General features: G+C 55.5%; 21 protein-coding genes. 9 read left to right on the top strand and 12 right to left on the bottom strand.

Annotated elements, in window-relative coordinates; translation table 11 throughout:
• Window positions 1-15 precede the first annotated feature (15 nt).
• The 8 genes from BLR44_RS08250 to BLR44_RS08215 all read left to right on the top strand — a co-directional run bounded on the left by BLR44_RS08250 (window position 16) and on the right by BLR44_RS08215 (window position 10,328).
• Window positions 16-651 carry a uridine kinase family protein gene (locus BLR44_RS08250; protein ID WP_089681212.1) on the top strand — a complete coding sequence of 212 codons (636 nt, stop codon included), beginning with the start codon at window positions 16-18 and terminating at the stop codon, window positions 649-651.
• Entirely contained in the window at window positions 641-1,333 is a 693-nt protein-coding gene (locus BLR44_RS08245) for a potassium channel family protein (RefSeq protein ID WP_089681210.1), read from the top strand. Before BLR44_RS08250 ends, BLR44_RS08245 begins: the two co-directional genes overlap by 11 nt.
• A gap of 132 nt (window positions 1,334-1,465) precedes the next feature.
• The gene (locus tag BLR44_RS08240) at window positions 1,466-1,825 is read left to right on the top strand and encodes a hypothetical protein (RefSeq protein ID WP_143017187.1); all 360 of its coding nucleotides are present in this window, start codon (window positions 1,466-1,468) and stop codon (window positions 1,823-1,825) included.
• 180 nt (window positions 1,826-2,005) lie between these two features.
• The gene (secDF, locus tag BLR44_RS08235) at window positions 2,006-5,044 is read left to right on the top strand and encodes a protein translocase subunit SecDF (protein ID WP_089681207.1); all 3,039 of its coding nucleotides are present in this window, start codon (window positions 2,006-2,008) and stop codon (window positions 5,042-5,044) included.
• Between the two features lie 102 nt (window positions 5,045-5,146).
• Entirely contained in the window at window positions 5,147-7,768 is a 2,622-nt protein-coding gene (locus tag BLR44_RS08230) for a DUF5686 and carboxypeptidase regulatory-like domain-containing protein (protein ID WP_089681205.1), read from the top strand.
• Between the two features lie 145 nt (window positions 7,769-7,913).
• Window positions 7,914-8,216: a hypothetical protein gene (locus BLR44_RS08225; protein WP_089681203.1), complete on the top strand. Its 303-nt coding sequence runs from the start codon at window positions 7,914-7,916 to the stop codon at window positions 8,214-8,216.
• Between the two features lie 197 nt (window positions 8,217-8,413).
• Entirely contained in the window at window positions 8,414-9,130 is a 717-nt protein-coding gene (locus BLR44_RS08220) for a head GIN domain-containing protein (RefSeq protein WP_089681201.1), read from the top strand.
• Window positions 9,131-9,245: 115 nt separating this feature from the next.
• Window positions 9,246-10,328, top strand: a complete 1,083-nt coding sequence (locus BLR44_RS08215; RefSeq protein WP_089681199.1) for an anhydro-N-acetylmuramic acid kinase — start codon at window positions 9,246-9,248, stop codon at window positions 10,326-10,328.
• On the opposite strand, the gene BLR44_RS08210 is transcribed toward BLR44_RS08215, so the two are convergent.
• The 10 genes from BLR44_RS08210 to BLR44_RS08170 all read right to left on the bottom strand — a co-directional run bounded on the left by BLR44_RS08210 (window position 10,325) and on the right by BLR44_RS08170 (window position 20,236).
• Window positions 10,325-10,822 carry an FKBP-type peptidyl-prolyl cis-trans isomerase gene (locus tag BLR44_RS08210; protein WP_176955949.1) on the bottom strand — a complete coding sequence of 166 codons (498 nt, stop codon included), beginning with the start codon at window positions 10,820-10,822 and terminating at the stop codon, window positions 10,325-10,327. The genes BLR44_RS08215 and BLR44_RS08210 overlap by 4 nt on opposite strands.
• Window positions 10,823-10,860: 38 nt before the next feature.
• Window positions 10,861-11,718: an FKBP-type peptidyl-prolyl cis-trans isomerase gene (locus tag BLR44_RS08205; protein WP_176955948.1), complete on the bottom strand. Its 858-nt coding sequence runs from the start codon at window positions 11,716-11,718 to the stop codon at window positions 10,861-10,863.
• Between the two features lie 58 nt (window positions 11,719-11,776).
• Window positions 11,777-12,799, bottom strand: coding sequence for a DHH family phosphoesterase (locus BLR44_RS08200; protein ID WP_089681192.1), 1,023 nt, complete (start codon window positions 12,797-12,799; stop codon window positions 11,777-11,779).
• A gap of 443 nt (window positions 12,800-13,242) precedes the next feature.
• Window positions 13,243-13,845 carry a DUF2179 domain-containing protein gene (locus tag BLR44_RS08195; protein ID WP_089681190.1) on the bottom strand — a complete coding sequence of 201 codons (603 nt, stop codon included), beginning with the start codon at window positions 13,843-13,845 and terminating at the stop codon, window positions 13,243-13,245.
• 40 nt (window positions 13,846-13,885) lie between these two features.
• On the bottom strand, window positions 13,886-15,256 hold the full coding sequence (gene radA, locus BLR44_RS08190) for a DNA repair protein RadA (protein ID WP_089681188.1): 1,371 nt from the start codon (window positions 15,254-15,256) through the stop codon (window positions 13,886-13,888).
• 156 nt (window positions 15,257-15,412) lie between these two features.
• Window positions 15,413-16,255, bottom strand: coding sequence for an acetyl-CoA carboxylase, carboxyltransferase subunit beta (gene accD, locus BLR44_RS08185; RefSeq protein ID WP_089681186.1), 843 nt, complete (start codon window positions 16,253-16,255; stop codon window positions 15,413-15,415).
• A 60-nt stretch (window positions 16,256-16,315) separates the two neighbouring features.
• Entirely contained in the window at window positions 16,316-16,603 is a 288-nt protein-coding gene (locus tag BLR44_RS08180) for a DUF4834 family protein (RefSeq protein ID WP_143017186.1), read from the bottom strand.
• A gap of 186 nt (window positions 16,604-16,789) precedes the next feature.
• Complete coding sequence (gene carB, locus BLR44_RS08175; RefSeq protein WP_089681182.1) at window positions 16,790-19,618, bottom strand: carbamoyl-phosphate synthase large subunit; 2,829 nt, start codon at window positions 19,616-19,618, stop codon at window positions 16,790-16,792.
• Window positions 19,619-19,855: 237 nt separating this feature from the next.
• A complete protein-coding gene (locus tag BLR44_RS28585; protein WP_143017185.1) occupies window positions 19,856-20,011 on the bottom strand; it encodes a lmo0937 family membrane protein in 156 nt (51 codons plus the stop codon).
• 39 nt (window positions 20,012-20,050) lie between these two features.
• The gene (locus BLR44_RS08170; protein WP_089681180.1) at window positions 20,051-20,236 is read right to left on the bottom strand and encodes a CsbD family protein; all 186 of its coding nucleotides are present in this window, start codon (window positions 20,234-20,236) and stop codon (window positions 20,051-20,053) included.
• Window positions 20,237-20,422: 186 nt separating this feature from the next.
• Between BLR44_RS08170 and BLR44_RS08165 the strand changes: the two genes are divergently transcribed.
• Entirely contained in the window at window positions 20,423-21,430 is a 1,008-nt protein-coding gene (locus BLR44_RS08165) for an AAA family ATPase (protein ID WP_089681178.1), read from the top strand.
• Window positions 21,431-21,532: 102 nt separating this feature from the next.
• Here the strand turns inward: BLR44_RS08165 and BLR44_RS08160 are convergent, their stop codons facing one another.
• A complete protein-coding gene (locus BLR44_RS08160; protein WP_143017184.1) occupies window positions 21,533-23,158 on the bottom strand; it encodes a T9SS type A sorting domain-containing protein in 1,626 nt (541 codons plus the stop codon).
• Window positions 23,159-23,346: 188 nt separating this feature from the next.
• A complete protein-coding gene (locus BLR44_RS08155) occupies window positions 23,347-26,220 on the bottom strand; it encodes a TonB-dependent receptor (protein ID WP_089681173.1) in 2,874 nt (957 codons plus the stop codon).
• Window positions 26,221-26,520 lie beyond the last annotated feature (300 nt).

Genomic DNA, 26,520 nt, shown 5'->3' with positions numbered 1-26,520 from the left:
TTTAGCTTTGAACCGATGGCATACCAACCCTACATCGTGGGCATCACGGGCGGAAGCGCCAGCGGCAAGACGCGCCTCCTGCGTCGGCTGCTCGACGTCTTCCCAAAAGAAGACATGTGCCTCATCTCGCAGGACAACTACTACCGGCCGCAGGAAGAACAACCGCTCGACATCAACGGGGTGATCAACTACGATATGCCGGAGTCGATCGACCACGAAGCCTACAGCCGCGACATTGCGGCCCTGCGGCGGGGCGAGACGGTGACGCGCCCGGAGTATACCTTCAACAATCCTGAACTGGTGCCCAGCGTGCTGACCTACCACCCGGCCCCGCTCATTCTGGTGGAGGGGATTTTTGTGTTTTACTACCCGGACGTCTCCCGCCTGATCGACCTCAAGGTGTTTGTGGATGCGCGCGAGCACGTAAAACTGAAGCGCCGGATTATGCGCGACCTGGAAGAACGCGGCTACGGCCTGGAAGACATTCTGTATCAGTACGAACATCACGTAGTGCCGACGTACGAACAGTACATCAAACCGTTTAAATACGACGCCGACCTGATCCTCCCGAACAACGATACCTTTGACAAGGGGCTGGACGTGGTGATCTCTTACCTGAAGCAAAAGATTCAAGCAACGCATGATCAATAAATTCGCGGTGATTGGCCTGGGCCAGTTCGGTTACTCCATCGCCCGTACGCTGGCGCAACGCGGGGCGGAGGTGCTGGCCATCGACATCGATGCCGAGAAAGTAGAGCGCATCAAAGACGAAGTGGCCTACGCCGTTAGTCTCGACGCGACCGACATTCGCTCCCTGCGGGCGCAAAACGTGCAGGACGTCGATGCGGTGGTCGTGGCCATCGGCGAAAACTTTGAGGGACTGTTGCTGACCACCGTGCTGATGCAGGAACTGAAGGTAAAGCGCGTGATTGCCCGGGCGGCTAACGCCCAGCAGCGCATGATTCTGGAAAAGATGGGCATCGAAGAGATTCTTTCGCCGGAAGACGAGGTCGGGAAAACGGTGGCCGAAATGCTGCTGCACCCCAACATGCGCTCGTTCATTCCGCTGCCCGATGAATACGAAATCGTCGAGATCAACACCCCCCGGCGTGCGGCCAACCACACCATTAGCCAGATTGGCCTGCGCGAGCGCTACAACCTGAACCTGATCACCATCAAGCGCACGTTCGAAGAAAAACACGAAGGCGAAACCGTGCTGGTCGAACACATCATTGGCGTACCGAAAGGCGACACCGTCCTCTACGAATCGGACATCATCATTCTGCTGGGCAAAACGCAGGACGTCGACAAGTTTATCGAGGTGAACCGCTAAACGTGGCCTCACGCTCGGCAAAGCTCAACGCTTGATTTTTTCTGAAAATCTTACCTCTACCTGCAACCCCGCCAAAAAAACTTACGTAGCCTTTGGGCTTTCTCTGTCGGGTTTTTGATAGCTTTGCAAACTGTGAAGCCTGAAAAGCAAACAATTATCAGGAAATGGGCCGGGTGGCTGTTGGTGATCCTGGCACTGGTGCGCGTCGGAAGCATCGCGACCGATGGGCTGCTGGTGCATGAGCCGACTGCCAACACCGCGCATGCGTCTGCCCAGGACGATGCGCAGGATGTGCCCGTGCTGAAGGCCGCCATTGAGTCTGAGGCAGTTGTGCCGCTAATTCCGGTGTTGGTTCCGGTGCTGTTGGTCATCCTGGTCATCCAGTTTGTGTTATTGCAGGCGCCGCGCCCCTTTTTCCCTTCGGTCCCGCGGTTTGCCTTATCGTATTTCCGAAATTTATTCCCGCACGCCATCACGGCACAGGCTCCCTAGCCGCCGGTCGGCGTTCCTCACCGGGGCGCCCTACGCGGGGCAGTTTTACTTCCCTTTTGCGTTTTTTCTTGCCTGGCCGACCGTGCCGGAACTCCGCTAGGTCTAGTCGGGTTTACGCTCGAAAGAAGAGCGGGCTTTACACTATCTACTTGATTATCAAACCTTTTATTCCCAATTGACATGCAAAACCGAGCGGTAGTTATTACCCTGGCAGTGGTAGTAGCGCTTCTTTGCAGCTATTATCTTTCATTTACACTCGTGTCGCGGGGCATCCAAAAAGATGCGACCGAATACGCACGGAAAGCCGATGGCGAGGTGGACTTCCGGAAACGGCAATCATACCTCGATTCGATCTGGCGCGAGCCGGTTTACAACTTCTTAGGTGCCGAGTTCACGTACCAGGAAGTGAAGAACAACGAGTTGAAGTTGGGTCTTGACCTGCAGGGTGGGATGCAGGTGACACTGGAAGTGTCGCCGGTCGAAATTCTTCGCGCCATGTCGGGCAATAGCCGCGATCCGCAGTTTTTGCAGGCCCTGCAGCGCGCCCGCGAAATGCAGCAGAACAGCCAGGACCCTTTTGTGACGCTGTTTGTACAGGCTTACGAAGAGATCAACCCGCAGGGGCAGCTGCGCGATATTTTCGCTACCAGCGCCAACCGCGAGCGGATCACTTTCGAATCGAGCAACGACGAGGTAGCACAGGTGTTGCAGAGCGAAGTTGATGATGCCATCGATCGTTCGTTCCAGATCCTGCGGACGCGTATCGACCGCTTCGGAACCACGCAGCCCAACATCCAACGCCTCCCGGGAACGGGTCGTATTCAGGTGGAACTGCCCGGTGCCGATGACGTAGACCGCATCCACAAAAACCTGACGAGCGTCGCGAAACTGGAGTTTCTGGAAGTAGCTGAAGGCGATGAGTTCTTCCCTTCGCTGCAAAACTTCATTGCGTACCTGAGCGAACATGAGGACGACCCCGCCATTGTTTCGATTGTGGGTCAGCGCCAGCGCCCGGCCACCCCGGCCACGGACGGCAATAATCCCTTCGGTGAAGGACAGGAAAACGAAGCCGATCCGTTTGGCGATAGTGCCGCCGATGCCACTACAACTACCGTAGGACCTGCCGACAGCGCAAGTGCCGCCGCCGGCGATACGGCCGATCTGGCCAACCAGCTCGCCACTGCCGATACCATGGCAACCGATTCGCTGCCGCAAGGCTCGCTTTTCTTCGATCTTTTCCAGGTGACGCAACGCGGCGACCTGTTCGTAAACGTTCGCGATACGGCCAAAGTCAACGATCTGCTGGCGCTTCCGCAGGTGCGTAGCATGTTCCCCAGCAACATTGCGTTTGCGTATGATGTGAAGCCTTTCGGCGATACTGAAGAGTTTGTGACGCTGTATCCGGTGAAGCGTACCCGTGGTGGTGTTGCTTCCCTCGAAGGGGACGTGATCACCGACGCGCGCCAGGATTTTGGCGAGAACGGTCAGCCGGAAGTAACCATGCAGATGAACGCTACCGGCGCGAAGAAGTGGAAAAAGCTGACCGGCGAAAACATCGGCCAGCGTGTCGCCATTGCCCTGGACAACCAGGTCTATTCAGCGCCGGTTGTAAACGGCGAAATTCCGAACGGAAGCTCTTCCATCTCGGGGAACTTCGAGTTGCAGGAAGCCAAAGACCTGGCTAACATCTTGAAAGCTGGTAAGCTGCCCGCGCCGACACGTATCGTCGAAGAAGCAATCGTGGGTCCTTCGCTGGGACGCGAGGCCATCAACCAGGGGCTGGTGTCCGTGGCGGCTGGTCTGGGTCTGGTGGTGCTGTTCATGGTGCTCTACTACAGCACCGGCGGTATCGTATCGGATGTCGCGTTGCTAGCCAACGTATTCTTCATCCTGGGCATCATGGCGCAGCCCCAACTGGGTACGGCGCTCACCCTGCCGGGGATCGCGGGTATTGTACTGACCATCGGGATGGCGGTCGACGCCAACGTACTGATTTTCGAGCGGATCAAGGAAGAAATCGCGCGGGGCAACTCGCCTGCCGCGGCCATCAAGCTTGGCTACCAAAAAGCTTTGAGTTCGATCATCGATGGTAACATGACTACGTTGCTGACGGCCATCATTCTGTTCCTGTTGGGAACGGGGCCGATCAAAGGTTTTGCTGTTACGCTGATCATCGGTATTCTCTGTTCGTTCTTCACGGCCGTCTTCCTGACTCGTGTGATCGTAGAGTGGTCGGTGAAGCGTGGACGCGTGCCGAGCTTTGAGACGTCGATCTCTCGTAAAATCTTCAACAACGTACACCTGAACGTAGTAGCCAACCGGAAGAAGGCTTACATCTTCTCAGGATCACTCATCGTAGTCGGGTTGATTCTGATGTTCACCATGGGCCTGAACTTCGGGGTAGACTTCACAGGAGGTCGCTCGTACGTAGTCGATTTCAACGCACCGGTGGTAGCTTCTGATCTGAAAGCCACCCTGACCGACGATTTTGAAAATGCCGGTACAGAAGTGAAAACCTACAATGGGAACTCACAGCTGAAAGTAACGACCAGCTACCTGGCGAACGACGAATCGGAAGAAGCCGACAACCAGGTGCGCGCCGCCCTGCAAAAGGGGTTGAGCGAATACAGCGATCTCAATCCGCAAGTGGTAAGCTCCAGCAAAGTAGGGGCGACCATCGCCGACGACATCAAAAACTCGGCCTTGGAATCAGTCTTCCTGGCCCTGGCCGTGATCTTCATTTACGTCTACGTGCGGTTTAACCGCAGCTGGCAGTTCGGTCTGGGTGCTGTGGTAGCGTTGTTCCACGACGTGCTGACGGTGCTGAGTGCCGTGGCAATTGCACGCGTGCTGGGCTTGCAACTGGAAGTTGACCAGGTGTTTGTGGCGGCGATGCTGACGGTGGTAGGGTACTCGATCAACGATACGGTAGTTATCTTCGACCGCATTCGTGAGTACATCCAGGACAACCCACGACTGCGGGTAATCGACCTGCTGGACGAAGCGGTCAGCAGCACGCTGAGCCGTACCATGATGACGGCCGTTACCACCTTGTTCGTGGTACTGGTGCTGTTCCTGTTCGGTGGAGCGGTGCTGAAAGGCTTCTCGTTCTCGCTGATCATGGGCGTATTGCTGGGTACGTTCTCGTCCCTGTTCATTGCGCCCGGTCTGATCGTCGACACGACCAAGTCAGAAACCAAGACCGCAGTGAAGGCCTAACCTTCCCAATGCATACATTTGAAAAGCAGTCCTCCGGGGCTGCTTTTTCTTTTTCATTAAACCAGAAACGAGTGCACGTTCGTTACCTCTGAAAACTTGCCTATGCCGTTACGCTACGCGCTCCTGGGATTGGGATGGTTGATTAGCCTGGCATCGTGGGCCGGGGGAATTCGGGGGACGCTCTACGATCAGTCCGGTCAGCCCTTGCCCTTCGCCACCGTGTACGTGGCCGGTACTTCGCAGGGCGCTACCAGCAACGCCCAGGGCGACTACGAGCTGAGCCTGCCTCCCGGTACGTATCCGATCGTGTTCCAGTACGTCGGGTATGTAGCGAAAACCCAGGAGGTGACGATTGAGGGGGACGAGTGGGTGGAGCTGAACCTCCGCCTGGCTGCCGAAGTGCTGACCCTGCCGGAAGTGGTTGTCAACGCACGCGATGAAGATCCGGCCTACCCCATCATGCGGCAAGCCATTGCGTGGCGAAAGTACTTTCGTCAGGAGGTTGCTTCGTATAGCGGGAAGACGTATGTAAAGGGCAAAGGCGAGCTAATCGATTATCCCAAACTGCCGATCGTTACGAAAAAACTGCGTGAAAACGGCATTGACACCGGTGTGGTGTTTCTCACGGAATCGGTGGCAGAGGTGACGTTTCGTCAGCCCGATCAGTACCAGGAAAACGTAATCGCGCTGAAAGTGACGGGTAGCGACGAACTGACACCGATCAACCGCACCACCCGCATCAACTTCTACGAACCGCTGGTGGCACGTGCCGTTTCGCCGCTGGCCGACAACGCCTTTGCACACTACACGTTTGCGTTGCAAGGGTCGTTTCAGGACGGAGACCACACGATTCATAAAATTCAGGTGACGCCCAAACGCCGGAAGGCCCGTGCGTTTCGCGGAACGCTTTACATCGTCGAGGGCCGCTGGAATCTCCACAGCCTCGACCTGACCTTGCCCGCCCCGACGATGACGCATCATTTGCGGCAGGTGTTTGCCCCGGTGCAAGAGGGCGTCTGGATGCCGCTGAACCATCAGCTCACGACCCAAGGCTACGCGCTGGTGATGGATCTGTTCCGGGTCGATTTTAAGTTTCAGTACGCTTCCGTGCAGTCCGAATACCGGTTGACGCTCAACCCTGATCGCTTCCGCTACCAACCGAGCGAAGCCGTTGTGGTTTCAATCCCGGACGATAGCACCGCAGTGGCCGATACCGTCGCCGACGCCCCCACCACCCGAAAAGCCTCTGCCAAAGAACTGATGGCCAAAGCGCGGGCGTTGCAGCGACTAAAGGAAGAAGCTGAGCGCGAAACCCGCGAGGAGCGCGCGCGTCCCCCGCAGGATCTGACCATTCAACTCGACTCCGTCGCTACAAAACGGGATTCGACGTTTTGGGAGACCTACCGGCCGGTACCGCTCACGTTGCCCGAACAGAAGGGCTACCGGGTACAGGATAGCATTCAGGCCGTACGTGAGGACCCTTTCTTTCGCGATTCGGTAGAAGCCCAGCGGAACCGCTGGCGGTGGGCCAGCCCCCTGACCGGGTATCAGTACCGTAAACACGGCAGCCCGTGGACGGTCTCCTTCTCGGGCCTGGCGAGTGGTCTACAGTTCAATACGGTGGAAGGTTGGGTCCTGGAACCCTCGCTGACGCTTCGGCGCGAACTCTCACGGCAACGCCAGTTGACCTTCAGCCCGCAGGCGCGGTACGGGTTTGCTGCGCAACGCGGGTATGGACAGGCTGACCTCTCTTACGCGTTTCGTCCGCAGCGGCCCGCCTCGCTGGCCCTGGCCGGAGGGCGCTATGTTGCGCAGCTGAACCCCGCGGGAGCCATTGCGCCCTGGCTGAATACGCTGACAACGTTGCTACAAGAGCGGAACTGGATGCGGCTCTACGCGCACACTTTTGCAGAAGCTCGTTACGCCACCGAATGGGTGAACGGTGTGTACATGGAGGCGACGGCCCGGTGGGAGGCACGAGAAACCCTGATGAATCAGGCCGCATTTCGACTGATCGATTCGCCGCGGCGGGCTTACACCAGCAATGCCCCCACGAACCTGGAGATCGGGGAAGCTACCTTTACGGACCATCGGGCGCTGGTTGGCCACCTGAGCGTGCGTTACGTTCCTAACCAGAAATACATGATCCGCAACGGACGGAAACGCGTGCTGGACACGGACCAGCCGACGTTTCAGGTAGAGTATCGACGGGGTATGTCCGGTTGGCTGGGTAGTGCGGTCGATTACGATTTTCTGTCGGCCAGTGTCGCTCAGACCTTTCCGTTTCGGCGGGCCGGCCTCACGCGCTACTTGGTGCGGGGTGGGGCATTTCTGTCGCACGAGGCCGTCTACTTCCCGGACTTTTACCATTTTCAGGGAAACCAGACGCTTCTCCGGCTGCGCGAGCGTATCGACAACTTCCACCTGTTGCCCTATTATGCTTACAGCACGCGTGACCGGTTCGTAGAGGCGCATGTGGAGCATCGTTTTTCGCGCCTGCTGCTGGCGCGCGTGCCGCTGATCGGTTTGCTCGACTGGCGGGAAGTAGCGCTGGTCAATTACCTGTATACGCCCACCGCGGGACATTACACCGAAATCGGTTTGGGAATCGACGACCTGTTTCAGCTGCTTCGAATCGACTTCGTGGCCGGGTTTCGAGGGACTGCGTATCAGCAGTTTGGCGTACGGCTGGGGCTGGCCTTCCGCATCAGCACCGGCAACTAGCAACCGTTGGGAAAAGGGCGGAGCCATTTTTTTGAAAGCCGTGGCAAAAGAATGCCAGACAAGTCGCTTTAATTTTTTAGGATTTTCCTGATCTTCGTGGCTAAAACGTTCGTAGTATTCATATACTTTATAACCTAGTAGCATTATGTCACAGAAAAGCACGAGTACCTTTGCCAAAGTTTTGTACGGAGTAGGAGCGGCTGGTATAGCGGCCGTCGTTGGCAAGTTGGCCTATGATAAATACAACGAGTACCTGAACAAAGCCTACACCACCGGCAAAATCACCGATGTTTCAGGGAATACCGCATCGTACACGTACGAAGTGGATGGAATCAAATACCGCGGTAGCGTAAGCTTCACGACGGAGCTGAATCCTCAAAACGGCGAGTCCTACATGGTTGAGTATTCGTCCGAAGATCCCAACACCAGCAAAATGCTTTTGGTCTAACCTTCTTCTCCAATCCGTTGGAGGCACCGGTTCCGCTAGGGGACCGGTGTTTTTTTATGCGCAGACCGGCGCCTCCTTTCATCTGCCGGATTTTCGCCTTCGACCGTTACGATTGCCAGTTGAACCGTTCGCGTTTCGCGAAGGCTGTAGGGCCTGTTACTTTCGTAGCATAGAACCTTTACCACCAGTCACCAGCCATGAAAAAGTTTAATTACCTCGCCATACTTCTTGTGAGCATCAGCCTGTCTTCGTGCTACTTCGACTCTCCATTCCCGTGCGTGCGGGGCGAAGGCGAGCGGGTGACAGAAGTCTTCAGCATTGCCAACTTCGAGCGTGTGAGCAACAACATCGACGCGAACGTGTACATCACGCAGGGCGCGGAGTACCACATCGAAGTGGTGGCGCAAGCCAACATCATCGACGAACTGGAGTTCCGGATCAGCGGCGGCGAATTGCGCATCAAGGCCGACCGTTGCCTGCGCAGCCACGATGACATCGACATCTACATCACCATGCCGGAAGTCGAGGCGCTAACGGTCAGTGGTTCGGGGGGGATTTTTACCGAAAATGTCCTCAACGTCTCTGACGTCGACCTGTCCATTTCGGGGTCAGGGGCCATTCGGGCCGATGTGGAGGGAAACTCAGTCGGCAGTCACATCTCAGGTTCGGGCGACATCTACCTGACGGGCGAAGTCGTCGACCAGGAGATCCGCATCTCAGGCTCGGGAAAGGTGCACGCCTTCGATCTGTTCAGTGAGCGCGCCAACGTGCGCATCAGCGGTAGCGGCGATGCCGACGTGAACGTAAGCGAGTACCTAGAAGTCAACATCAGCGGATCGGGCAATGTCCGTTACCGCGGAACGCCACAGCTCGACGTTAAGACCTCGGGTTCGGGCAAAGTAACAAGCGATTAATACTCATATACCTGTTATGTTCCTCTGTAAAAGGCACGTCTTCTGGGCGTGCCTTTTTGCTGATCGCCTTCGGACCGTGCGGTAAGGACCTTCTTTTGTTTATCTTGCGCCCGTTATGAAAAGCTACCGCGTGATTGGCGTAATGTCGGGCACTTCGCTGGACGGCCTCGACATTGCCTTTTGCCTTTTCGAGAAAAAAGGCTCGACCTGGGAGTTCTATATCGATGTGGCCGAGACCATTCCTTACGGGATCAAATGGCGCGAGCGTCTGTTGCAGTTGCCACAGGCCAATGCACTGACGTTTTGCCAAGCCCACCGCGACTTCGGCAATTTTGCCGGCGAGCAGATTCGTTACTTCATGCAGCGCCATCGTGTCGAAGCGGACTTTATCGCGTCGCACGGCCATACCATTTTTCACCAGCCTGACACCGAGCTGACAGCACAAATCGGGCACGGCGCCGCGCTGTATGCGTCGACCGGGCTGCCGGTCATCTGCGATTTTCGGAGTGTCGACGTGGCACTCGGCGGCCAAGGCGCGCCCCTGGTGCCCATCGGCGACCAACTACTTTTTCAGGACTACGGCGGTTGCCTGAACCTGGGGGGCATTGCCAACCTGTCGTTCGACCGGAACGGCAAGCGGATGGCTTACGACATTTGTCCCGTCAACATTGTGTTCAACGAGCTAGCCGAAGCGCTGGGCGAGAAGTACGACGAGGGCGGGCAGATTGCTGCCAGTGGCTCGATCGATGCGAGTTTGCTGCGCAAGCTGGACAACCTGGAGTTTTACTTGCGCGGTTTCCCGAAATCGCTGGGGCGGGAGTGGATCGAAGAGCAGGTGTTTCCACTCTTGCAGGAATCGGGGCTTTCGTGGGCCGACCAGATGGCTACCTTCAGCCGTCATGTCGCCGGGCAGATCGCCTCGGCCATTGCCCAATGGGTGGACGATCCGGAACCGCGCGTGCTGGTGACGGGCGGTGGGGCCTTTAATGCCTACCTGTTGAGCCAGATCGAAATGGAGTTGCAGGGAAAGGTGCAGTTGGTCGTGCCTGACGACAAACTGGTGAGCTTCAAAGAAGCGCTGGTCTTTGCGTTTCTGGGCGTATTGCGCGCCCGCAACGAAGCCAATTGTCTGGCCTCCGTCACGGGCGCGTCAGTAGATAACATCGGAGGGGCCGTTTACGGGCCTCTGCCGTATTAGTTGATTTCGCGGAGATAGATGTCGAAACGGAGGGGCGTGTTGCCGGGGATGGACCCCCGCCCCGACGAGCCATAGCCCAAGCGGGAAGGGATGATCAGCGTTCCTCGTTCGCCTTCACGGAAATAGCGAATGCCGATGTCGAGGCCATCAATCACCTGATTCCGTCCCAAAATAAACTCCAGGTAAGGACGCGTGCCGTTGCCGGTGCTGTCAGCGTTGGTGCTGTCAAAAACCGTTTTGGCCTCGTCCAGAAAATACCCCTTGTACTCTATCTTCAGAATCTCGTCTTCGTCGGGATAAGCGCCCTGCGTCGAATCGGTGATAAGGTAATATACGCCCGATTCGGTCCGGATCGCATCTGCAAACAGTCCCTGATCCTGCAGGTACTTCACAATTTGCTGCGCCTCCTTCTCTTCGGGTGTCTGTTGCGGTGTGCAGGCGGCAATCGCAACAAGCCAAAGCAAAAGCCACCAACCGCGGGTCACGTTCTTCATACTTCTATCAACGTAGTACGCGGTAAAAGTGCGGCGCATTAAGGATTGACTTTCAACAATTCTACATCGAAGACCAGCACCGAGAACGGAGGCGCCAGGTTGCCCAGCGGACGCTCGTTGTAGGCCAGTCGTGACGGAACAATGAGTTTGGCTTTGCTGCCTTCTTTCAGCAGTCCGATGCCTTCATCCCAACCCGGAATGACCTGACCTTGCCCCAATGTGAAGGAGAACGGGCGGCCCCGGTCGTACGAACTGTCGATCTTATCGCCGTTCAGGGTTTTCAGCTCGTAATTCACCTGTACGGTATCGCCCGCTTGCGGCTGGGCGCCGCTTCCGGCTTTTTCGATGACGTAGGCCAGCCCCGATTCGGTCATCTGGGCGTTCAGGTTATTTTTCGCGATGTAATCACTTACCAGACTGTCGTCGATCGGAATGTGCTCTTCGCGCTGACGGTTCATTTCTGCCATTTGTTCTTCTTGTTCAGCTTGCATTTCTGCCTGTGCCTCTTCGGCCGTTTGAACCTTGATCAGGGAAACGGTATAGGCCAGGCGGCTATTGGAATCGATAAAATCAGGCCGGGGCATGCCCTGAAACGCGAACAGCGAATCGGCCTGTACGTAAAATGTTGCGCTATCGCCGGGGCTCATCATGAACAACCCTTCTTCGAGCGAACCAGGGAAGCTCGGCGGCTGCAGCGGAATTTGCAAAGGAGCGGGGTCGTTGTGCGTATCGCGCAGCACGGAATCGCGGCTGTTGGCCAGACGGAAATGAAGCGTCAGGATGTCGCCGGTATCGGCGGGTTCCCCTTCTTCATCTTTGTGAAACGTATATTCCAGACCCGACGTGGTCGTGCCTTTGCGCTCGCCCTTGCAGGACGCCAGCAGAGAAAGTGCCACAAGTGGCAACAACAAATGCTTATACATTAGAAAATAAGTGAATAAACTAATTAAGAGATTAAGGAACTACGTTTTGTAGTTCTTCCTGATGGGCAGGCAGGAGGTTGATGAACTTCTGCACGGTGTCTTCGATCGAAAGATTCGATTTGCCGCCGGCTGCGTTCTTATGGCCACCTCCTTCAAAATGTTCGCGCGCCAATACGTTTACGGCGAAATCGCCGATGGAGCGGAACGAAATTTTAATGGCGTCTTCACGTTCGATGAACACGGCACCTACCACAATTCCTTCAATCGAAAGGGCAAAGTTAACGAAGCCTTCGGTATCGCCGGTGCTGTAGCGGAAGCGCTGCAACTCTTCGGACGTGATCGAGATGTATGCCGTGCGGTACTCGGGCAGCACCACCAGTTTCTCGGAAAGGGCATAGCCCAAAAAGCGTAGACGATTTTCGGAATAGTTGTCGTAAATCAGTTTGTGAATGCGCGCCGGCTCCACGCCCGCCCGAATCAGCTCGGCCACAATGATGTGCACCCGGGCCGACGTAGTCGGATGGCGGAACGAGCCCGTATCGGTCAGAATACCCGCGTAGATGCATTCGGCAATGCCCTTGTCGATCAACTCGCTATCGTCGAGCATGTCGAACAGATCGTACACCAGTTCGCAGGTAGCCGAGGCTTTGTTGTTCCACAACACAAAGTCGGCAAACTCTTCGGGTTCCAGGTGATGGTCGATCTGCACAATGGTTGCCTGGGCCGCGCGGAGCAGGGGCTCGAGATCTTGGGTGCGGGCTAAGCTGGAAAAGTCAAGGCAGAAAATAATGTCTGCTTCGTTGACGAGGCCTTCCACTTGCTCGTGGTTGGTCGCGGCGTCGTACACAATCACCTCCTCGTTGCCCTGCATCCAGTGAAGGAAACGCGGGTAATCGGAAGAGGTAATGACCTGTACGTCGTGGTATTTTTTCTTCAGGAAGTTAGCCAGCGCCAGCGACGATCCGAGAGCATCAGCGTCCGGCTTGTGGTGGGTCGTAATGACCACCCGCTTCGGCGCGCTGATCAGCGCCCTGAAAGCTTCGAAGTTTCGCATGTAGTGTATTAATCGCCTCCGGTAAGAAAACCTCCGTTTAGGGGATTGACAAAAGACAAAATTGCGGATTATTTCACGGAAAAGCAAAGTGTCGCCCGCTTCGCCCCGAACTCGCACCTGATGCTTAGATTTTGAGCGCTCATGGAAACGATTGGGGTACTGGTCCCTTTTCTTGACGTTATTTTACTCCTAAGCGGCATGTAAGTTTTAGCATCTCCAGGTTACGAACTTGTTACCCATTAGTATAATAACAGGCAATCGATGTGTAAAAGTATGTGGATAACCTCTCTTATTCAGGGAGTTATCCACAGGTTGGGTTTTTGTTAAGCTACAATGAAGTCAGTTTTACCTGTACCTTTTGCTATGTTAAGCGAAAGTTATCCTGGAAAAAAGGAAGCAAACTGAGGGTCTAACCCCAAGGATCGAATTGAACTTTGACGTTATTATTTCCGCCAGGCCTTTTCCCAGAAGTAAAAAGCGGGCCGTTCGGCCAGCGGTGGTGGCAGGGGTTCGGATACGTAGCGGATGTTCTCGACGGTGTAAAATGCGTTGGGATTGAAACGACGGATGATTTCCGTCAGCTCGCCCAGTTGCTTGCGGTTGACGACCGCAAAAATCAGGCTGACTGCCCCGCGACTGCCCTCGGCCGCTACGGTCGTCAGGCGGTATCCCGACTCCTGCATCTGTTTAATCAGGGCATCGGCGTCGCGCTGGGTAATGACCCGGACAATGACGTTGCCCAGGGCAAGGCGTTCTTCGATGGACATGCCCACCAGAATGCCGGTGGCAAATCCGCCCGCATACGCCACGTAAGACGCAATGCTGCTGACGTTCTGCAAGATCTGGCTGATGGCGATGAGCCAGATCAGCGCTTCGCAAAACCCCAGCACCGGGGCTAGTCCTTTGCGGCCCGCCATCATGAACATGATGCGGATGGTAGAGACGGAAACATCGCCGATGCGCGCCAGAAAGATGAACATCGGGACAAGCACCCAGTGAAACAGATCCGGATCGATGCCGAGCGTTTCGGCAATTGAACTTTGCATTCCTAAATCAGTTGACGAAGTGCAAAGGTAAGAAGCGTACCTACATGACCCGGTCGAATACCTCGTCGATTTTGCTGACGGCGTGCACCCGAATCGGAAATTGGTCCAGGTTAAGACCTTTGGTGCTGTAACGCGATATGAAGATTTCCTTGAAACCGAGCTTGGCCGCTTCGCGGATGCGGTTTTCGACGCGCGAGACGGCCCGCACTTCTCCCCCCAAACCCACCTCGCCGGCAAAGCAGGTGCTTCCCGAGACTTCACGATCCTCGTACGAGGAGATGATGGACGTGCAGACGGCCAGGTCAATGGCTGGGTCTTCTACCTTCAGTCCCCCTGCGATGTTCAGAAATACGTCCTGAACGCCCAGACGGAAGCCGCCGCGCTTTTCCAGCACGGCCAGCAGCATTTGCAGTCGTTTGTTGTCGAAGCCGGTAGAAGAACGCTGCGGCGTTCCGTAGGTGGCGGCGCTGACGAGCGACTGGATTTCGATCAGCAGCGGGCGGTTGCCTTCCAGCATAGCGCCGATGGTGACGCCGCTCAGGTCTTCTTCACGTTGGGTGATCAGAATCTCGGAGGGGTTGTTGACCTGCCGCAGGCCGTCGCTGACCATCTCGTAAATGCCCAGTTCGGACGTAGAGCCAAATCGGTTTTTGGTGGTGCGTAAAATGCGGTAGCTGCCGTGCCGCTCACCTTCGAACTGCAACACGGTGTCGACCATGTGTTCCAGCACTTTCGGGCCAGCCAGACTGCCTTCCTTGTTGATGTGGCCGATCAGAAATACCGGTACTCCTGTCTCCTTGGCGAACTTCATCAGCTCGGCGGTGCATTCGCGCACCTGCGATACGCTCCCCGCGCCCGATTCCACCAGGCTGGACTGCAACGTCTGGATCGAGTCGATTACCATCAGGTCCGGCTTCAGGGCGTCGGCCTGCTGGAAAATGTTTTGCGTAGCCGTCTCGGTCAGAATGTAACATTCGTCGCCGGACGGGGCAATGCGCTCCGCCCGCATCTTGATCTGTTGCTCGCTTTCCTCGCCCGAGACATACAAAACCTTTTTTCCTTGCAGACTCACGGCGATTTGCAGCATTAGCGTCGATTTGCCGATGCCCGGCTCCCCGCCGATCAGCACCAGCGAGCCGGGCACGATGCCGCCGCCCAACACACGGTTCAATTCCTGGTCGTACGTGGCGGTGCGGTGCTCCTGCTGATACGTGATGTCGCGGATGGCCCGGGGCTTGGCCGCTACCGTGCGGTCAGGCTTACCGGCGGGGCGCCAGTTGCCTTTCTCTTCTTTCTGGACTACCTCTTCCACGTAGGTATTCCACTCTCCGCAGGCGGGACAACGGCCCAACCACTTGGGCGACTGTGCGCCACAGTTTTGACAAAAATAGACGGTCTTGGCTTTGGCCATCCGGGATAAAAGCGTTTTTAGAATGACAGAACAGGAGCAGACGGCTGATGACCAGAACTGCGGACATCGGCCGTCCGAAGGACGCATTGGCCCTGTTGGTTGTAACAAAAAAAACGCTCCGAAAAATCCGGAGCGTTGGTAAGTTCTTGAGGAAAGTTAGCGCAACATGTGGAATAGCGTTGCGAGCCGATCTTTCATTTCTTTACGATGGACGATAAAGTCCAGGAAGCCGTGTTCTAATACAAATTCGGCGCTTTGGAAACCGGCCGGCAGGTCTTTACCGATGGTTTCGCGAATCACACGCGGCCCGGCAAAGCCAATCAGCGCGTTGGGTTCGGCGATATTGAAATCGCCCAGCATGGCAAACGAAGCGGTAACCCCACCGGTAGTAGGATCGGTCAGCAACGATACATAAGGCAGTTTGGCTTCGTGCAGCAGCGCCAGCTTGGCCGAGGTTTTGGCCATTTGCATCAGCGAGTAACCAGCTTCCATCATCCGCGCACCACCCGACTTAGAAATCATCAGGAAAGGCACTTTGCGCTCCAGTGCGCAGTCGATCGCGCGGGCGATCTTCTCGCCAACCACGGAACCCATCGAGCCACCGATGAACTGAAAGTCCATACAGCCGATCACGATGTCGATGCCCGACATTTTGCCGTAGCCCGTCCGCACAGCATCTTTCAGCCCTTTCTTCTGCTGGGCAGTTGCAATGCGTTCCGGATAAGGCTTGGAGTCGACGAAGTGCAGCGGATCGGCCGACGACAGTTCGGCGCTCAGTTCCTCGAACTGATTCTGATCGAACAGCAGTTCGAAGTATTCGGCCGAGCCGATCTGGGTGTGGTAACTACAGTTGTGGCACGTCCAGGCGTTTTCCTTGTGGGCCTGGGCCAGCATCACCGTTTTGCAGGAAGGGCATTTGTACCAAAGACCGTCGGGAGCTTCTTTTTTGTGCTCCGTGGGAGTGACAATCCCTTTCTCCTTTCTTACAAACCAACTCATAGTAAGGGTGAATGGTAAACAACCGACCGAATCGTCGGTGAATTACCGCCAAAGGTACACTTATTTTACTTCTTCGTAATCGACGTAATCGCCTCCCTGGAAAGAGTCGGGTTTTTGTCGCTGCCGCGCTTCGTCCGGAATGTAATCAATGCGGATGTCGCCTTCCGGACGGCTTTGGGGCGGGGGGGGCGTCTGGCCCCGGCGTGTATACGTGCGCTGATAGGTATGAGCCTGCGAGCGGTCGACCGGGCGCTGGCCCGTCAGCCGGGCTACCATCCGGACAACGTAGCCGCTCAGCACGTAAAACATGTATAAGAAGAAAAGAAAGAGAATGACGGTCTTTAGCACGATAATTCAGAGTTTAACGGGAACGTAAGTACCTATCCAAACCAACTACCCGGTAAGATACCGGTTTCGCTTCGGTCTGCGAAGTCGAAAACGTACCAATGGTTACCTACCGGGAACAGCGGAAGGGAAGCCTGCGACGTCTGACGCCCTCGGCTACCCTTCTGCTGCACAGTATAGTTTTATGTATTAACGGCTTAAGTACAAGTTCCGTTCGGCGTAGACCTTCACAAAAAAGTCATCCTCCAGATTTTCGATGAAGTAGATGGCCTCTCCGGTCGATTTCATCTCCGGCCCCAGTTCTTTGTTCACGTTCTTGAATTTGTTGAACGAGAAGACGGGGATCTTGATGGCGTACCCGTCCAGGTGAGGCTGGAAGTTGAAATCTTTCAGCTTGGCTTCACCCAACATGATTTTCGCCGCGTAGTTGACGTAGTTTTCGCCGTAGGCTTTGCAGATAAACGGCACCGTCCGCGAGGCGCGTGGGTTCGCTTCGATCACGTACACCACTTCGTCTTTGATGGCGAACTGAATATTGAGCAACCCGACCGTGTTCATTGCCAGTGCAATGCGACGCGTGTAGTCACGGATCTGGTTCAGCACGTTCTCGCTCAGGTCGAAGGCCGGCAGCACCGCGTACGAGTCGCCGGAGTGGATGCCCGCCGGTTCGATGTGCTCCATGATGCCGATGATGTAAACATCTTCTCCGTCGCTGATGGCATCGGCTTCCGCCTCGATGGCGTTTTCCAGGAAGTGGTCGAGCAGGATTTTGTTGTCGGGCAGATCGCGCAGGATGTCGATTACGTGGTGCTCCAGTTCCTGCTTGTTGATGACGATCTTCATGCTCTGTCCACCCAGTACGTATGAGGGACGCACCAGAAGCGGGAAGCCCAGTTCGTCGGCCAGATCGAGGGCACGTTCAGCGTCTTCGATCACCCCGAATTTGGGATAAGGAATGCCGTTGTCGCGCAACAAGGACGAGAAGCTACCGCGGTCTTCGGCCAGATCGAGGGCTTCGAAGCTGGTTCCGAAAATCTTGATGCCGTAGCGATTCAGTTTTTCGGCCAGTTTCAGGGCCGTCTGTCCGCCCAGCTGTACAATAACGCCTTCGGGCTTCTCGTGCAGGATGATGTCGTAGATGTGCTCCCAGAACACCGGCTCGAAGTACAGCTTGTCGGCCACGTCGAAGTCGGTCGAAACCGTTTCGGGGTTGCAGTTGATCATGATGGTTTCGTAGCCGAGTTCTTTCGCGGCCAGCACCCCGTGCACACACGAATAGTCGAACTCGATGCCCTGCCCGATGCGGTTAGGGCCTGAGCCCAGCACGATGACCTTTTTCCGATCCGAAACCGCCGACTCGTTTTCATCGGCGAAGGTGGAGTAGTAATACGGTGTTTTGGCTTCGAACTCGGCGGCGCAGGTGTCCACCAGTTTGTAGACCCGGCGAATGCCGATATCGTTACGTTTCTTATAAACCTCGCTTTCGAGGCAACGCAACAGGTGCGCAATCTGCCGGTCGGCATAGCCTTTTTGCTTGGCTTCCATCAACAGCTCTTTCGGCAGGGTGTCGAGCGTGAAGTGCTCTATCTCCCGCTCCAGCGCAATCAGCTCTTCGATCTGAGTCAGGAACCAGCGGTCGATTTTGGTCAGTTCCTGGATCGTCTTCATCGGAATGCCCAGCTTGATGGCATCGTAGATGTGGAAGAGCCGGTTCCAGCTCGGGTGCTTCAGGCTGTAGAGAATCTTGTCCTGATCGCGCAGTTCGCGTCCGTCGGCACCCAGGCCGTTGCGCTTGATTTCCAGCGACTGACAGGCCTTTTGTAGAGCTTCCTGGAAGTTCTTCCCGATGCCCATTACTTCGCCTACCGAACGCATCTGCAGACCGAGTTCGCGGTCGGCGCCGACAAATTTGTCGAAGTTCCAGCGCGGAATCTTCACGATGACGTAGTCGAGCGCAGGCTCGAAGAAGGCCGACGTGGTTTTGGTGATCTGGTTTTTCAGTTCGTCCAGGTTGTAGCCGATGGCGAGCTTCGCCGCCACTTTGGCGATGGGGTACCCCGTCGCCTTGGAGGCCAGTGCCGACGAGCGCGATACCCGGGGGTTGATCTCGATCCCCACGATATCGTCGGTTTCAGGATCGACCGCAAACTGTACGTTACAGCCGCCGGCAAACTGCCCGATGCCGTTCATCATCCGGATGGCCAGGTTGCGCATCTCCTGATAAACCGTATCGGGAAGGGTCATGGCCGGGGCCACCGTGATGGAGTCGCCCGTGTGGACGCCCATCGGATCGAAGTTTTCGATCGAACAGATGATGATAACGTTGCCAGCGCCGTCGCGCAGCAGTTCCAGCTCATATTCTTTCCAGCCCAAGATGCTCTGCTCTACCAACACTTCGTGGATAGGCGAGGCGTGCAGGCCGTAGTCGAGCGCCTTGTCGAAATCCTCAGGTTTCTCGACAAAGCCCCCTCCGGTACCACCCAGCGTAAACGACGGGCGGATGACCAGCGGAAAGCCGATGCGCTGCGCAATTTCTTTTCCTTCCAGAAACGAGCGCGCGGTGGCTCCTTCGCAGACGTTGACGTTGAGTTCCTTCATTTTCAGGCGGAACTGCTCGCGGTCTTCGGTCGTCTGGATGGCACGGATGTCGACACCGATAATTTTCACATTATACTTCTTCCAGATGCCGGCCTTATCGCACTCGATGGCGAGGTTCAGGGCCGTCTGGCCGCCCATGGTGGGCAACACCGCGTCGATGGGGTTACCCATCGCCTGGTGTTTTTCCAGAATCTCGACGATGTACTTCTTCTCCAGAGGCCGGAGGTAGATGTGATCGGCCGTGACCGGGTCGGTCATGATAGTGGCCGGGTTCGAGTTGATCAGCGCGACCTCGATTCCCTCTTCGCGAAGAGAGCGAGACGCCTGAGAGCCGGAGTAGTCAAATTCGCAGGCCTGGCCGATGATGATAGGGCCGCTGCCGATGATGAGAACGGATTGGATGCTGTGATCGCGGGGCATGGGCAATAGGTTTCACGAAAGTGGAGGGCTTATTCGCAACGAAACCTGTAGAAGACCGAAGCCCTTCCACAGGTTCATGATATGTGCGATGATCGATAGCCCATTAAAATCCGGCACCAAATGTAAAGCGATTTTGCGTAACAGCCCAAGAAAAGATCGGATTTTCCACAAACAAAAGGCTCCCGTTGCAGGAGCCTTCTGTTAAGATCATCAGAATAAAAAATAACGTCGACGTAGTTACACGGCCCCTCGGATGACGCGGACCAGAATAACGATGACGGCGATGACGAGTAAAATGTGGATGAAGCTACCTACCGCTTCTCCGAAGCCGAGATAACCGACCAGCCACAGAACGATCAGAATGACCGCGATCCATACCAGAATGTTTCCCATGAGGTTTTGGTTTAAGTGTATAGCGTAGGAAGGGAAAAATTAGAGATCGGCAATTACCTTGCGGATTTCATCTTTGGTTTTTCCGGTTTTCTTTTGCAGCCGGCCCAGGAGCTCGTCTTCTTTGCCTTCTTCAAACACCAGATCGTCGTCGGTGAGTTGGCCGTATTTCTGTTTTAGCTTTCCTTTGGTTTCGTTCCAGGAACCTTTTATGCTCAGATTGTTCATCGTGCGTATGCGGGTTAACGTGAAATATAATTACTGTTATTAGTGTACGTACGGCCCTGCAAAGGGTTGCAGCCCGTTGCGGAGCCCGCTGCCGGGGCGATTGCCCCGCGCGGGTATTTGCGTATGTAGGGTGATCCTCGTTACTTTGAGGGTCGTAGTACTGCTATTTTTCAGACTTGCCATTATATGGAGCATTCGTCAATTCCACCGACCGCGGGGACGCCGGCCAACGGCCTTTATCAGGAGAAAATTCAACAGATCTTTCAGGAGGTCGGCAAAGTAGTGGTGGGGCAGCAGTACATGGTCAATCGCCTGCTGATCGGCCTGTTTACCAACGGACACGTGCTGCTGGAAGGCGTGCCGGGACTAGCCAAGACGCTGACGATTAATACGCTGGCGAAGGTGTTGCACCTCGATTTTCAGCGCATTCAGTTCACGCCCGACCTGCTGCCTGCCGATTTGGTCGGCACGATGATCTATAACCAGAAAGTGGGCAACTTCGAAGTGAAGAAAGGGCCGGTGTTTGCCAACTTGATCCTGGCCGATGAGGTGAACCGCTCGCCTGCCAAGGTGCAGTCGGCGCTGCTGGAAGCCATGCAGGAGAAACAGGTGACCATTGGCGAAACCACGTTTCCGCTCGACCGGCCGTTTCTGGTGCTGGCGACGCAAAACCCGGTGGAACAGGAGGGAACCTACCCGCTGCCCGAAGCACAGGTCGACCGGTTTATGATGAAGATTTACGTGAGCTATCCGAGCAAAACCGACGAGTTGGAAGTAATGCGCCGGATGTCGAACATGAGCTTTTCGGCCAATGTGCAACCGCTTCTGACCAAAGAAGACGTGTTTGCGATCCGTGACGCCATCAACCGGGTAACCCTTTCCGAATCGCTCGAGCACTACATCATCGACCTGATCTTTGCGACCCGCAATCCGCGCGACTACGGACTGAACGAAGAAGCGACGTACTTGCAATTTGGGGCTTCGCCGCGTGGAAGCATCAACCTGAACCTGGCCGCCAAAGCCATTGCGTTCTTCCAGGGCCGCGACTACGTGTTGCCCGAAGACATCAAGGAAGTGGCCCCCGATGTGCTGAACCACCGCATCCTACTCAACTACGAAGCCGAAGCCGACGGCATCTCGTCCCGGCAAATCATCGAGCGGGTGCTTAACAAGGTGTCCGTCCACAAGAAATAATCGATTCTAACGCGCGCGTTGCCTTCCGCAGCGCGTGGCAGCCAGATAAAACAAAAAAGCCCGGTTTTGCCGGGCTTTTTCTGTAATAAGGCGTTCGCTCGTTTAGCGAGCCACAATCAGGCGTTTGGTCACAGCGCCTTCTTCCGTTACGATCTGTACCATGTACAGTCCGTTAGAAAGATTGGCGGTGTTGAGTTTCACCACTTCTTGCGTGGCACCCATGTGTTTGTTCACTGCTTGAGTCAACTGACGTCCCGTTACGTCCAGGATGTTGACCTGGATCTGACCCGCTTTTTTCAGTTCAAGTGTCAACAGAACGTTGTCGGCCGTCGGGTTAGGGAACAGTTTCAGCGACGAAGTCGTGATGACGTCTTCGATGGAAGTGATGACCAGACCTGCGAACAAATCGCTTGTGAAATCTGCACCTGTGGCAGCCGGAGAGGTGGCAGCCAGGCGGAAATCAGGGTTGACCAGCGGCAGCGCTTCGTCGTCACCGTACGGGCTGACCATGTCCAGGGCGGCTGTGCCGTCCAGCGAGTCGTTCATGGCCATCAGAATGTCTTTGGTCTCAGCGTTACCAAATACACTGTAATCTGCGTTAGAACCATCGACCGCAACAAACAAGTTGTTGGAAATCAGCGACGTGTCGCCAACGTTGTCGCGCGTAGCAGCATCATCCAAACGGATGGTAGTGCCCCAGTCTGTAACGATCGAGTTGAAAAGAGAAAGGGCCGAGTTACGACGGATGCGAGCACCGCGGCCGAAGTACTGAGAGGCAGAACCACCGCCCAGGCCGTAAGGACCGATCAGGGTCACGTTCGAGAAGATCACCGACGTTTGAGGCTTGGCGTTTGAGCCATTGCCGTCGTTGTCTGATTCGAAACCATTCGAGTCACCCGCTGCATCGGCGTTATCGGGGTCGCGTACACCCAGCGCAAATTGCACGTAGCCACTGTAGCCGTAGTCGGTATCGAAGTCGTCGTCAATGCCGCCGTAAGCGATCAGGTATTTACAGTTGACGGTGCCACCAAACCACTCGAACGAGTCGTCGTTGATGTAAGAACACTGGATGTGGTCGATGGTGGTGCCGGAACCGATACCACCCATGGTCAGGCCGTTGATCTCGTTGTCGGTCGTGTAGATAGCGCCGCCAAATTCGATGCGAACGTAGCTCAGAACACCGCTGTTGTCGGCAGCGTTGGTGCCACCGTAGCTGGAGTACTGGGCATCCAGACCTCCTTCGATGATCGCGCTCGGACGGTTGACCGGTGCATCTCCAAGCAGGATGATCCCGCCCCAGTCGCCCACGTTACGCGAGCCTACGTCGGCTTTCGAGGTGAAAACGATGGGCGATTCTGCCGTTCCTTGCGCGTCGATGAACGAACCTTTGGTGATGATCAGCGAGCCTTTGGTAGCGGCATCTCCACGAATAATACAACCTGGTTCAATGGTCAGCGTAGCACCATTGGTTACATAAACGAATCCTTGCAGGTCTACCACATCTGTGCTGGCCCACGTCTCGTCAGCACTGATGGTGCCCGATTTTACCACGGTAGGCGCAGGATATTCCACGTTTTGGGGGTCCCATTCGGTCCAGCCTGCGGTCCAGTCTTCTGTGCCGACTGGTCCGAAAGCGCCGCGATACGAGGTCTCCGTGAAGAATGGCGTCTGGCTCATGGCCATTCCGGGGAGAAGGGCAGCCATGAGAAGAAGATAAATCTTTTTCATGAAAAAGGTTTGTTAGGTATTCGTGATTGTATTGAGTACGCGCAAAAGTAGATCTTCGTCGCACGTTTGGTGTTAAGGGGCTGTTAAGAATACATTACTGCCATGTTGCGTAACGGTATCTTAAATAAATGCAAAGAGGCATGTACGTAGCGCACATGCCTCTTTGCTTATACTTTTCTGCTACAGAATCAGAAGTTGTAGGACGCTGTGAAGGTAACGCCCGTCCCGACCGTCCGTTCGATGAACGCGTCGTCGTAGCTGTCGTACTTTTCGTTGGCGTTGTTATCGTAATAGAAGATAAACTTGTTGGCCAGGACGTCGCGTACGTTCAGGCGCAGGTTCAGCTTTTCGAAGAAGGTACGCGAGACTTGCAGATCGAGCACGTTACGAGGGTTCTCCAGAATGGTAGGATCTTCGAACGTACCGGCAATGAAGATGCGAGGACCAACGCGGTTGTACGAAGCGCTGACGGACAGATTCAACGTAGGCTCGTCGAAGACCACGCTGGCATTGAACACATAAGGCGACTGGCCTTGCAGCGGTCGTTTCTGAATCACGAGCTCCTTGATGGAAGGATCGGCGTCTTCGAAACTCACCTCCGATTTGATCAACGCCAGGTTGGCGCTAACCGTGAAGTACGAGAGCAACTGAGACTGAGGCAGGAACAAAAACTTGTTGAGGCGGGTACGCAGCTCAACCTCACCACCGTAGTTGATGGCCTGGGTGGCGTTGACGAAGGTTACTTCGTTGGGAAGCAACTGTACGCGCTCAATCGGGCCGTTGAAGTGCTTGTAGAAACCCGATATCGAAATAACCTCGCCGCTGCGGGGGAACAGTTCGTAACGCACGTCACCATTGGTGATTTTGGTCCGCTCTAGCGCCGGGTTCCCGTTGGTAGTGAAGTTGTCCGTGTAATCGTAGAAGCTAAACGGAGCCAACTCACGATACTCGGGACGTGACACGGTTTGCGAGAAAGAAAGCCGCACGTTGGACTTGGAAGTCAACGAGAAAATCAGGTTGGCCGAAGGCAGCCAGTCGATCACGGTAGAATCGACCGTAACGGGCTGTGAATTACGTCCGAAGCCCGAAAGCGTCTGGTTGTAGCTTTCCATGCGCACTCCCCAAATGAGCCGCAGGCGCTCGGTAATCTGGTTGTTCAGCATGGCATACGACGCCTTAGTAACCGAGCCGGCATCGTAACTGTTGTTGGGCAGTGTCGCGTCAAAAATCCGGAAACCGCCGGCTACCGTGTCGCCCTCGGCACTGATCTGGTACCCCAGGTTCGCTGGGTCGAAAATCTGGTCTACCGGCAAGTTCAGCAAGTCGCTGTTGAAGCGCAGTGTGCCGGGCGGGTCAAACTGCGTAAAGCCGAGTTCGCGTGCGGCGAATGCGCGCTGACGGTCTACGTAAAAAGCGCCTACTTTCACTTCGGTGCGCAGTTGATCGAACTTACGGCTGAGGTCCAGTTTCAGCGTGTAGGCCGTCTCGTCCGTGTTGGAACTGAAGAAGTTACCACCCGACGTAGTCGAGGTACCGTTCCGCTGAATGGCGGCTACAAACGTCCGTCCGTCGTCCGAAGGATCGTCGGGTCGGTTGGTCCGGGTATACACCTGGCGACGCAGACTAGGAACGGTGCGGTAGATCGAACTAACGCCTCCGAGCCAATCGATTTTAAGTTTCGAACCCGGCAGAAAATGCTCTCCGGTAAACTGGCTCGTGAACAGGCGGTTGTTGGTATACCAGCGAATGGAAGACTCTTGCTCCTGCGAAATCTGCAAGTCACGGTAGCCACCCCGGCGTACCACAAGGTCGTCTGTGGTGTAATTGAGTGAGTTCTTCAAGCCAAACTTGTGGTTGTCACCGAGTTTGTAGGCCAAGTTGAGCAAGAAACCGGTGGTTACGTTATGGCTGTAGCGATCGTCCAGGAAGCGCTGGCGCAGCACGTAGCGCTCGCCGGGGGCAGACGGGTTCAGGAAGCGTTGCTGAGGCGATTGCGAGTAAGAATAGTCGTTGTTGTTGGTAATCGAGAAGATCGCGCCGAAGTCGTTTCCAAAAACAGGTTTGGAAAACCCGCCGTTGATCTGTGCCGAATAGCCGGGAGCAATGGAAGGAATGCGCGTCAGTGCCCAGTCGTTCCGGAACTGGGTTGCGTACTGAGCCGCCTGAATGGGGTTGGAATTCAGGTTTTCCTGACGCCACGTGTCGCTGGACGGCAGGTTCGAGGGCAGGTCGCGCGAACCGTCGTTCATACCCAGAAAATCCAGACTCCCTTGGGGCGACTTATAAAATTCTTTGAACGTCGTGATGGTGTTAAAACGCGGGCCCGCCGAAATGGAGAAAAAGTTCTCCGTAGGAATGTCCCGGGTCTTAAGCTGAATAACCCCGCCTGCGAAGTCGGCTGGTAGGTCGGGTGTGGCCGTCTTGACGATGTTAATGTTGTCCAGCAGGTTGGAAGGGAACAAATCGAACGAAAACGCCTTCCGGTCCGATTCTGTGCTGGGCAGCGGGGCGCCGTTCAGAAACGCAGTGTTGTACCGGTCGTTGAGGCCGCGCACAATCGCAAATTTATTGTCCTGAATGCTGGCGCCACTGACCCGCTTGATCACGTCGCTCGACAAACGGTCCGGCGTTTTGGCAATGAACTCACGTGCCAGACCGTCCGATACCTGGAGTGCGTTTTTCCGCTCGACCAGCAGAGCATCGGTCGATTCGCGCTCGTATTCGGCGACCACCACGACCTCGTTCAGGGTTTGCGTTTCTTCGGCCAGCGTGATGTTGAGGGGTGTCGTCTCGCCGGCTTTGATGACGACATTATTGAATTTCTTGCTTTGGAACGAAACGTAACTAACGGTAACGTTGTACGTGCCCGGTTCAGCACTGATGACGTAAGAGCCGTCGAGGTCGGTACTGGCGCCGTTGGTCGTGCCGTCGATTACCACACTTACCCCGATCAGTTCTTCGCCCGTGTTTTGGTCAATCACTTTGCCGGCGATTTTCCCGTTCTGCGCCAGCGCGCTCCAGGAAATCCCGAGGGTAAGTAGGATTAAAACAACTTTATTCATGAATTTGTAAGTGTGTTGCAGTGCTTTTACGGTTGGAGGCAGCAATTTTTATACGACCCCCTAAACTCGCCGCAAAGGTACATTGCCTTTCAGGGGGACTGCTTAAATGAATATTATCCTACTGTTAAGCAATTGTTATCAGGACTCGCTGCGGAACAGTACAGTTGGACAAAGGCGTGAAGCGGCTTGCTACTCATGTGCTCCCTCGGCCACCAGTTGGAGCAGGTAACCCGTTTAGCTTCACAGAGTTAGGGACAGGAAATGGAGCCTTTCCTTACAAAGTGTTCTGAAGACAGAATT

It is taken from the genome of Catalinimonas alkaloidigena, from assembly GCF_900100765.1.
Classification (GTDB): Bacteria; Bacteroidota; Bacteroidia; order Cytophagales; family Flexibacteraceae; genus Mooreia; species Mooreia alkaloidigena.
The sequence above is the reverse complement of the archived record's forward strand: the minus strand, read 5'-3'. Positions and strand labels throughout refer to the sequence as shown.

Coding starts and splice junctions, on each gene's coding strand:
- BLR44_RS08210 (WP_176955949.1), bottom strand. CDS start 10,822: ATGAAGAACGTGACCCGCGGTTGGTGGCTTTTGCTTTGGCTTGTTGCG.
- BLR44_RS08155 (WP_089681173.1), bottom strand. CDS start 26,220: ATGAATAAAGTTGTTTTAATCCTACTTACCCTCGGGATTTCCTGGAGC.
- BLR44_RS08225 (WP_089681203.1), top strand. CDS start 7,914: ATGTCACAGAAAAGCACGAGTACCTTTGCCAAAGTTTTGTACGGAGTA.
- BLR44_RS08245 (WP_089681210.1), top strand. CDS start 641: ATGATCAATAAATTCGCGGTGATTGGCCTGGGCCAGTTCGGTTACTCC.
- accD (WP_089681186.1), bottom strand. CDS start 16,255: ATGAGTTGGTTTGTAAGAAAGGAGAAAGGGATTGTCACTCCCACGGAG.
- carB (WP_089681182.1), bottom strand. CDS start 19,618: ATGCCCCGCGATCACAGCATCCAATCCGTTCTCATCATCGGCAGCGGC.
- secDF (WP_089681207.1), top strand. CDS start 2,006: ATGCAAAACCGAGCGGTAGTTATTACCCTGGCAGTGGTAGTAGCGCTT.
- radA (WP_089681188.1), bottom strand. CDS start 15,256: ATGGCCAAAGCCAAGACCGTCTATTTTTGTCAAAACTGTGGCGCACAG.
- BLR44_RS08200 (WP_089681192.1), bottom strand. CDS start 12,799: ATGCGAAACTTCGAAGCTTTCAGGGCGCTGATCAGCGCGCCGAAGCGG.
- BLR44_RS08215 (WP_089681199.1), top strand. CDS start 9,246: ATGAAAAGCTACCGCGTGATTGGCGTAATGTCGGGCACTTCGCTGGAC.
- BLR44_RS08160 (WP_143017184.1), bottom strand. CDS start 23,158: ATGAAAAAGATTTATCTTCTTCTCATGGCTGCCCTTCTCCCCGGAATG.
- BLR44_RS08170 (WP_089681180.1), bottom strand. CDS start 20,236: ATGAACAATCTGAGCATAAAAGGTTCCTGGAACGAAACCAAAGGAAAG.
- BLR44_RS08230 (WP_089681205.1), top strand. CDS start 5,147: ATGCCGTTACGCTACGCGCTCCTGGGATTGGGATGGTTGATTAGCCTG.
- BLR44_RS08195 (WP_089681190.1), bottom strand. CDS start 13,845: ATGCAAAGTTCAATTGCCGAAACGCTCGGCATCGATCCGGATCTGTTT.
- BLR44_RS08250 (WP_089681212.1), top strand. CDS start 16: ATGGCATACCAACCCTACATCGTGGGCATCACGGGCGGAAGCGCCAGC.
- BLR44_RS08165 (WP_089681178.1), top strand. CDS start 20,423: ATGGAGCATTCGTCAATTCCACCGACCGCGGGGACGCCGGCCAACGGC.
- BLR44_RS08220 (WP_089681201.1), top strand. CDS start 8,414: ATGAAAAAGTTTAATTACCTCGCCATACTTCTTGTGAGCATCAGCCTG.
- BLR44_RS28585 (WP_143017185.1), bottom strand. CDS start 20,011: ATGGGAAACATTCTGGTATGGATCGCGGTCATTCTGATCGTTCTGTGG.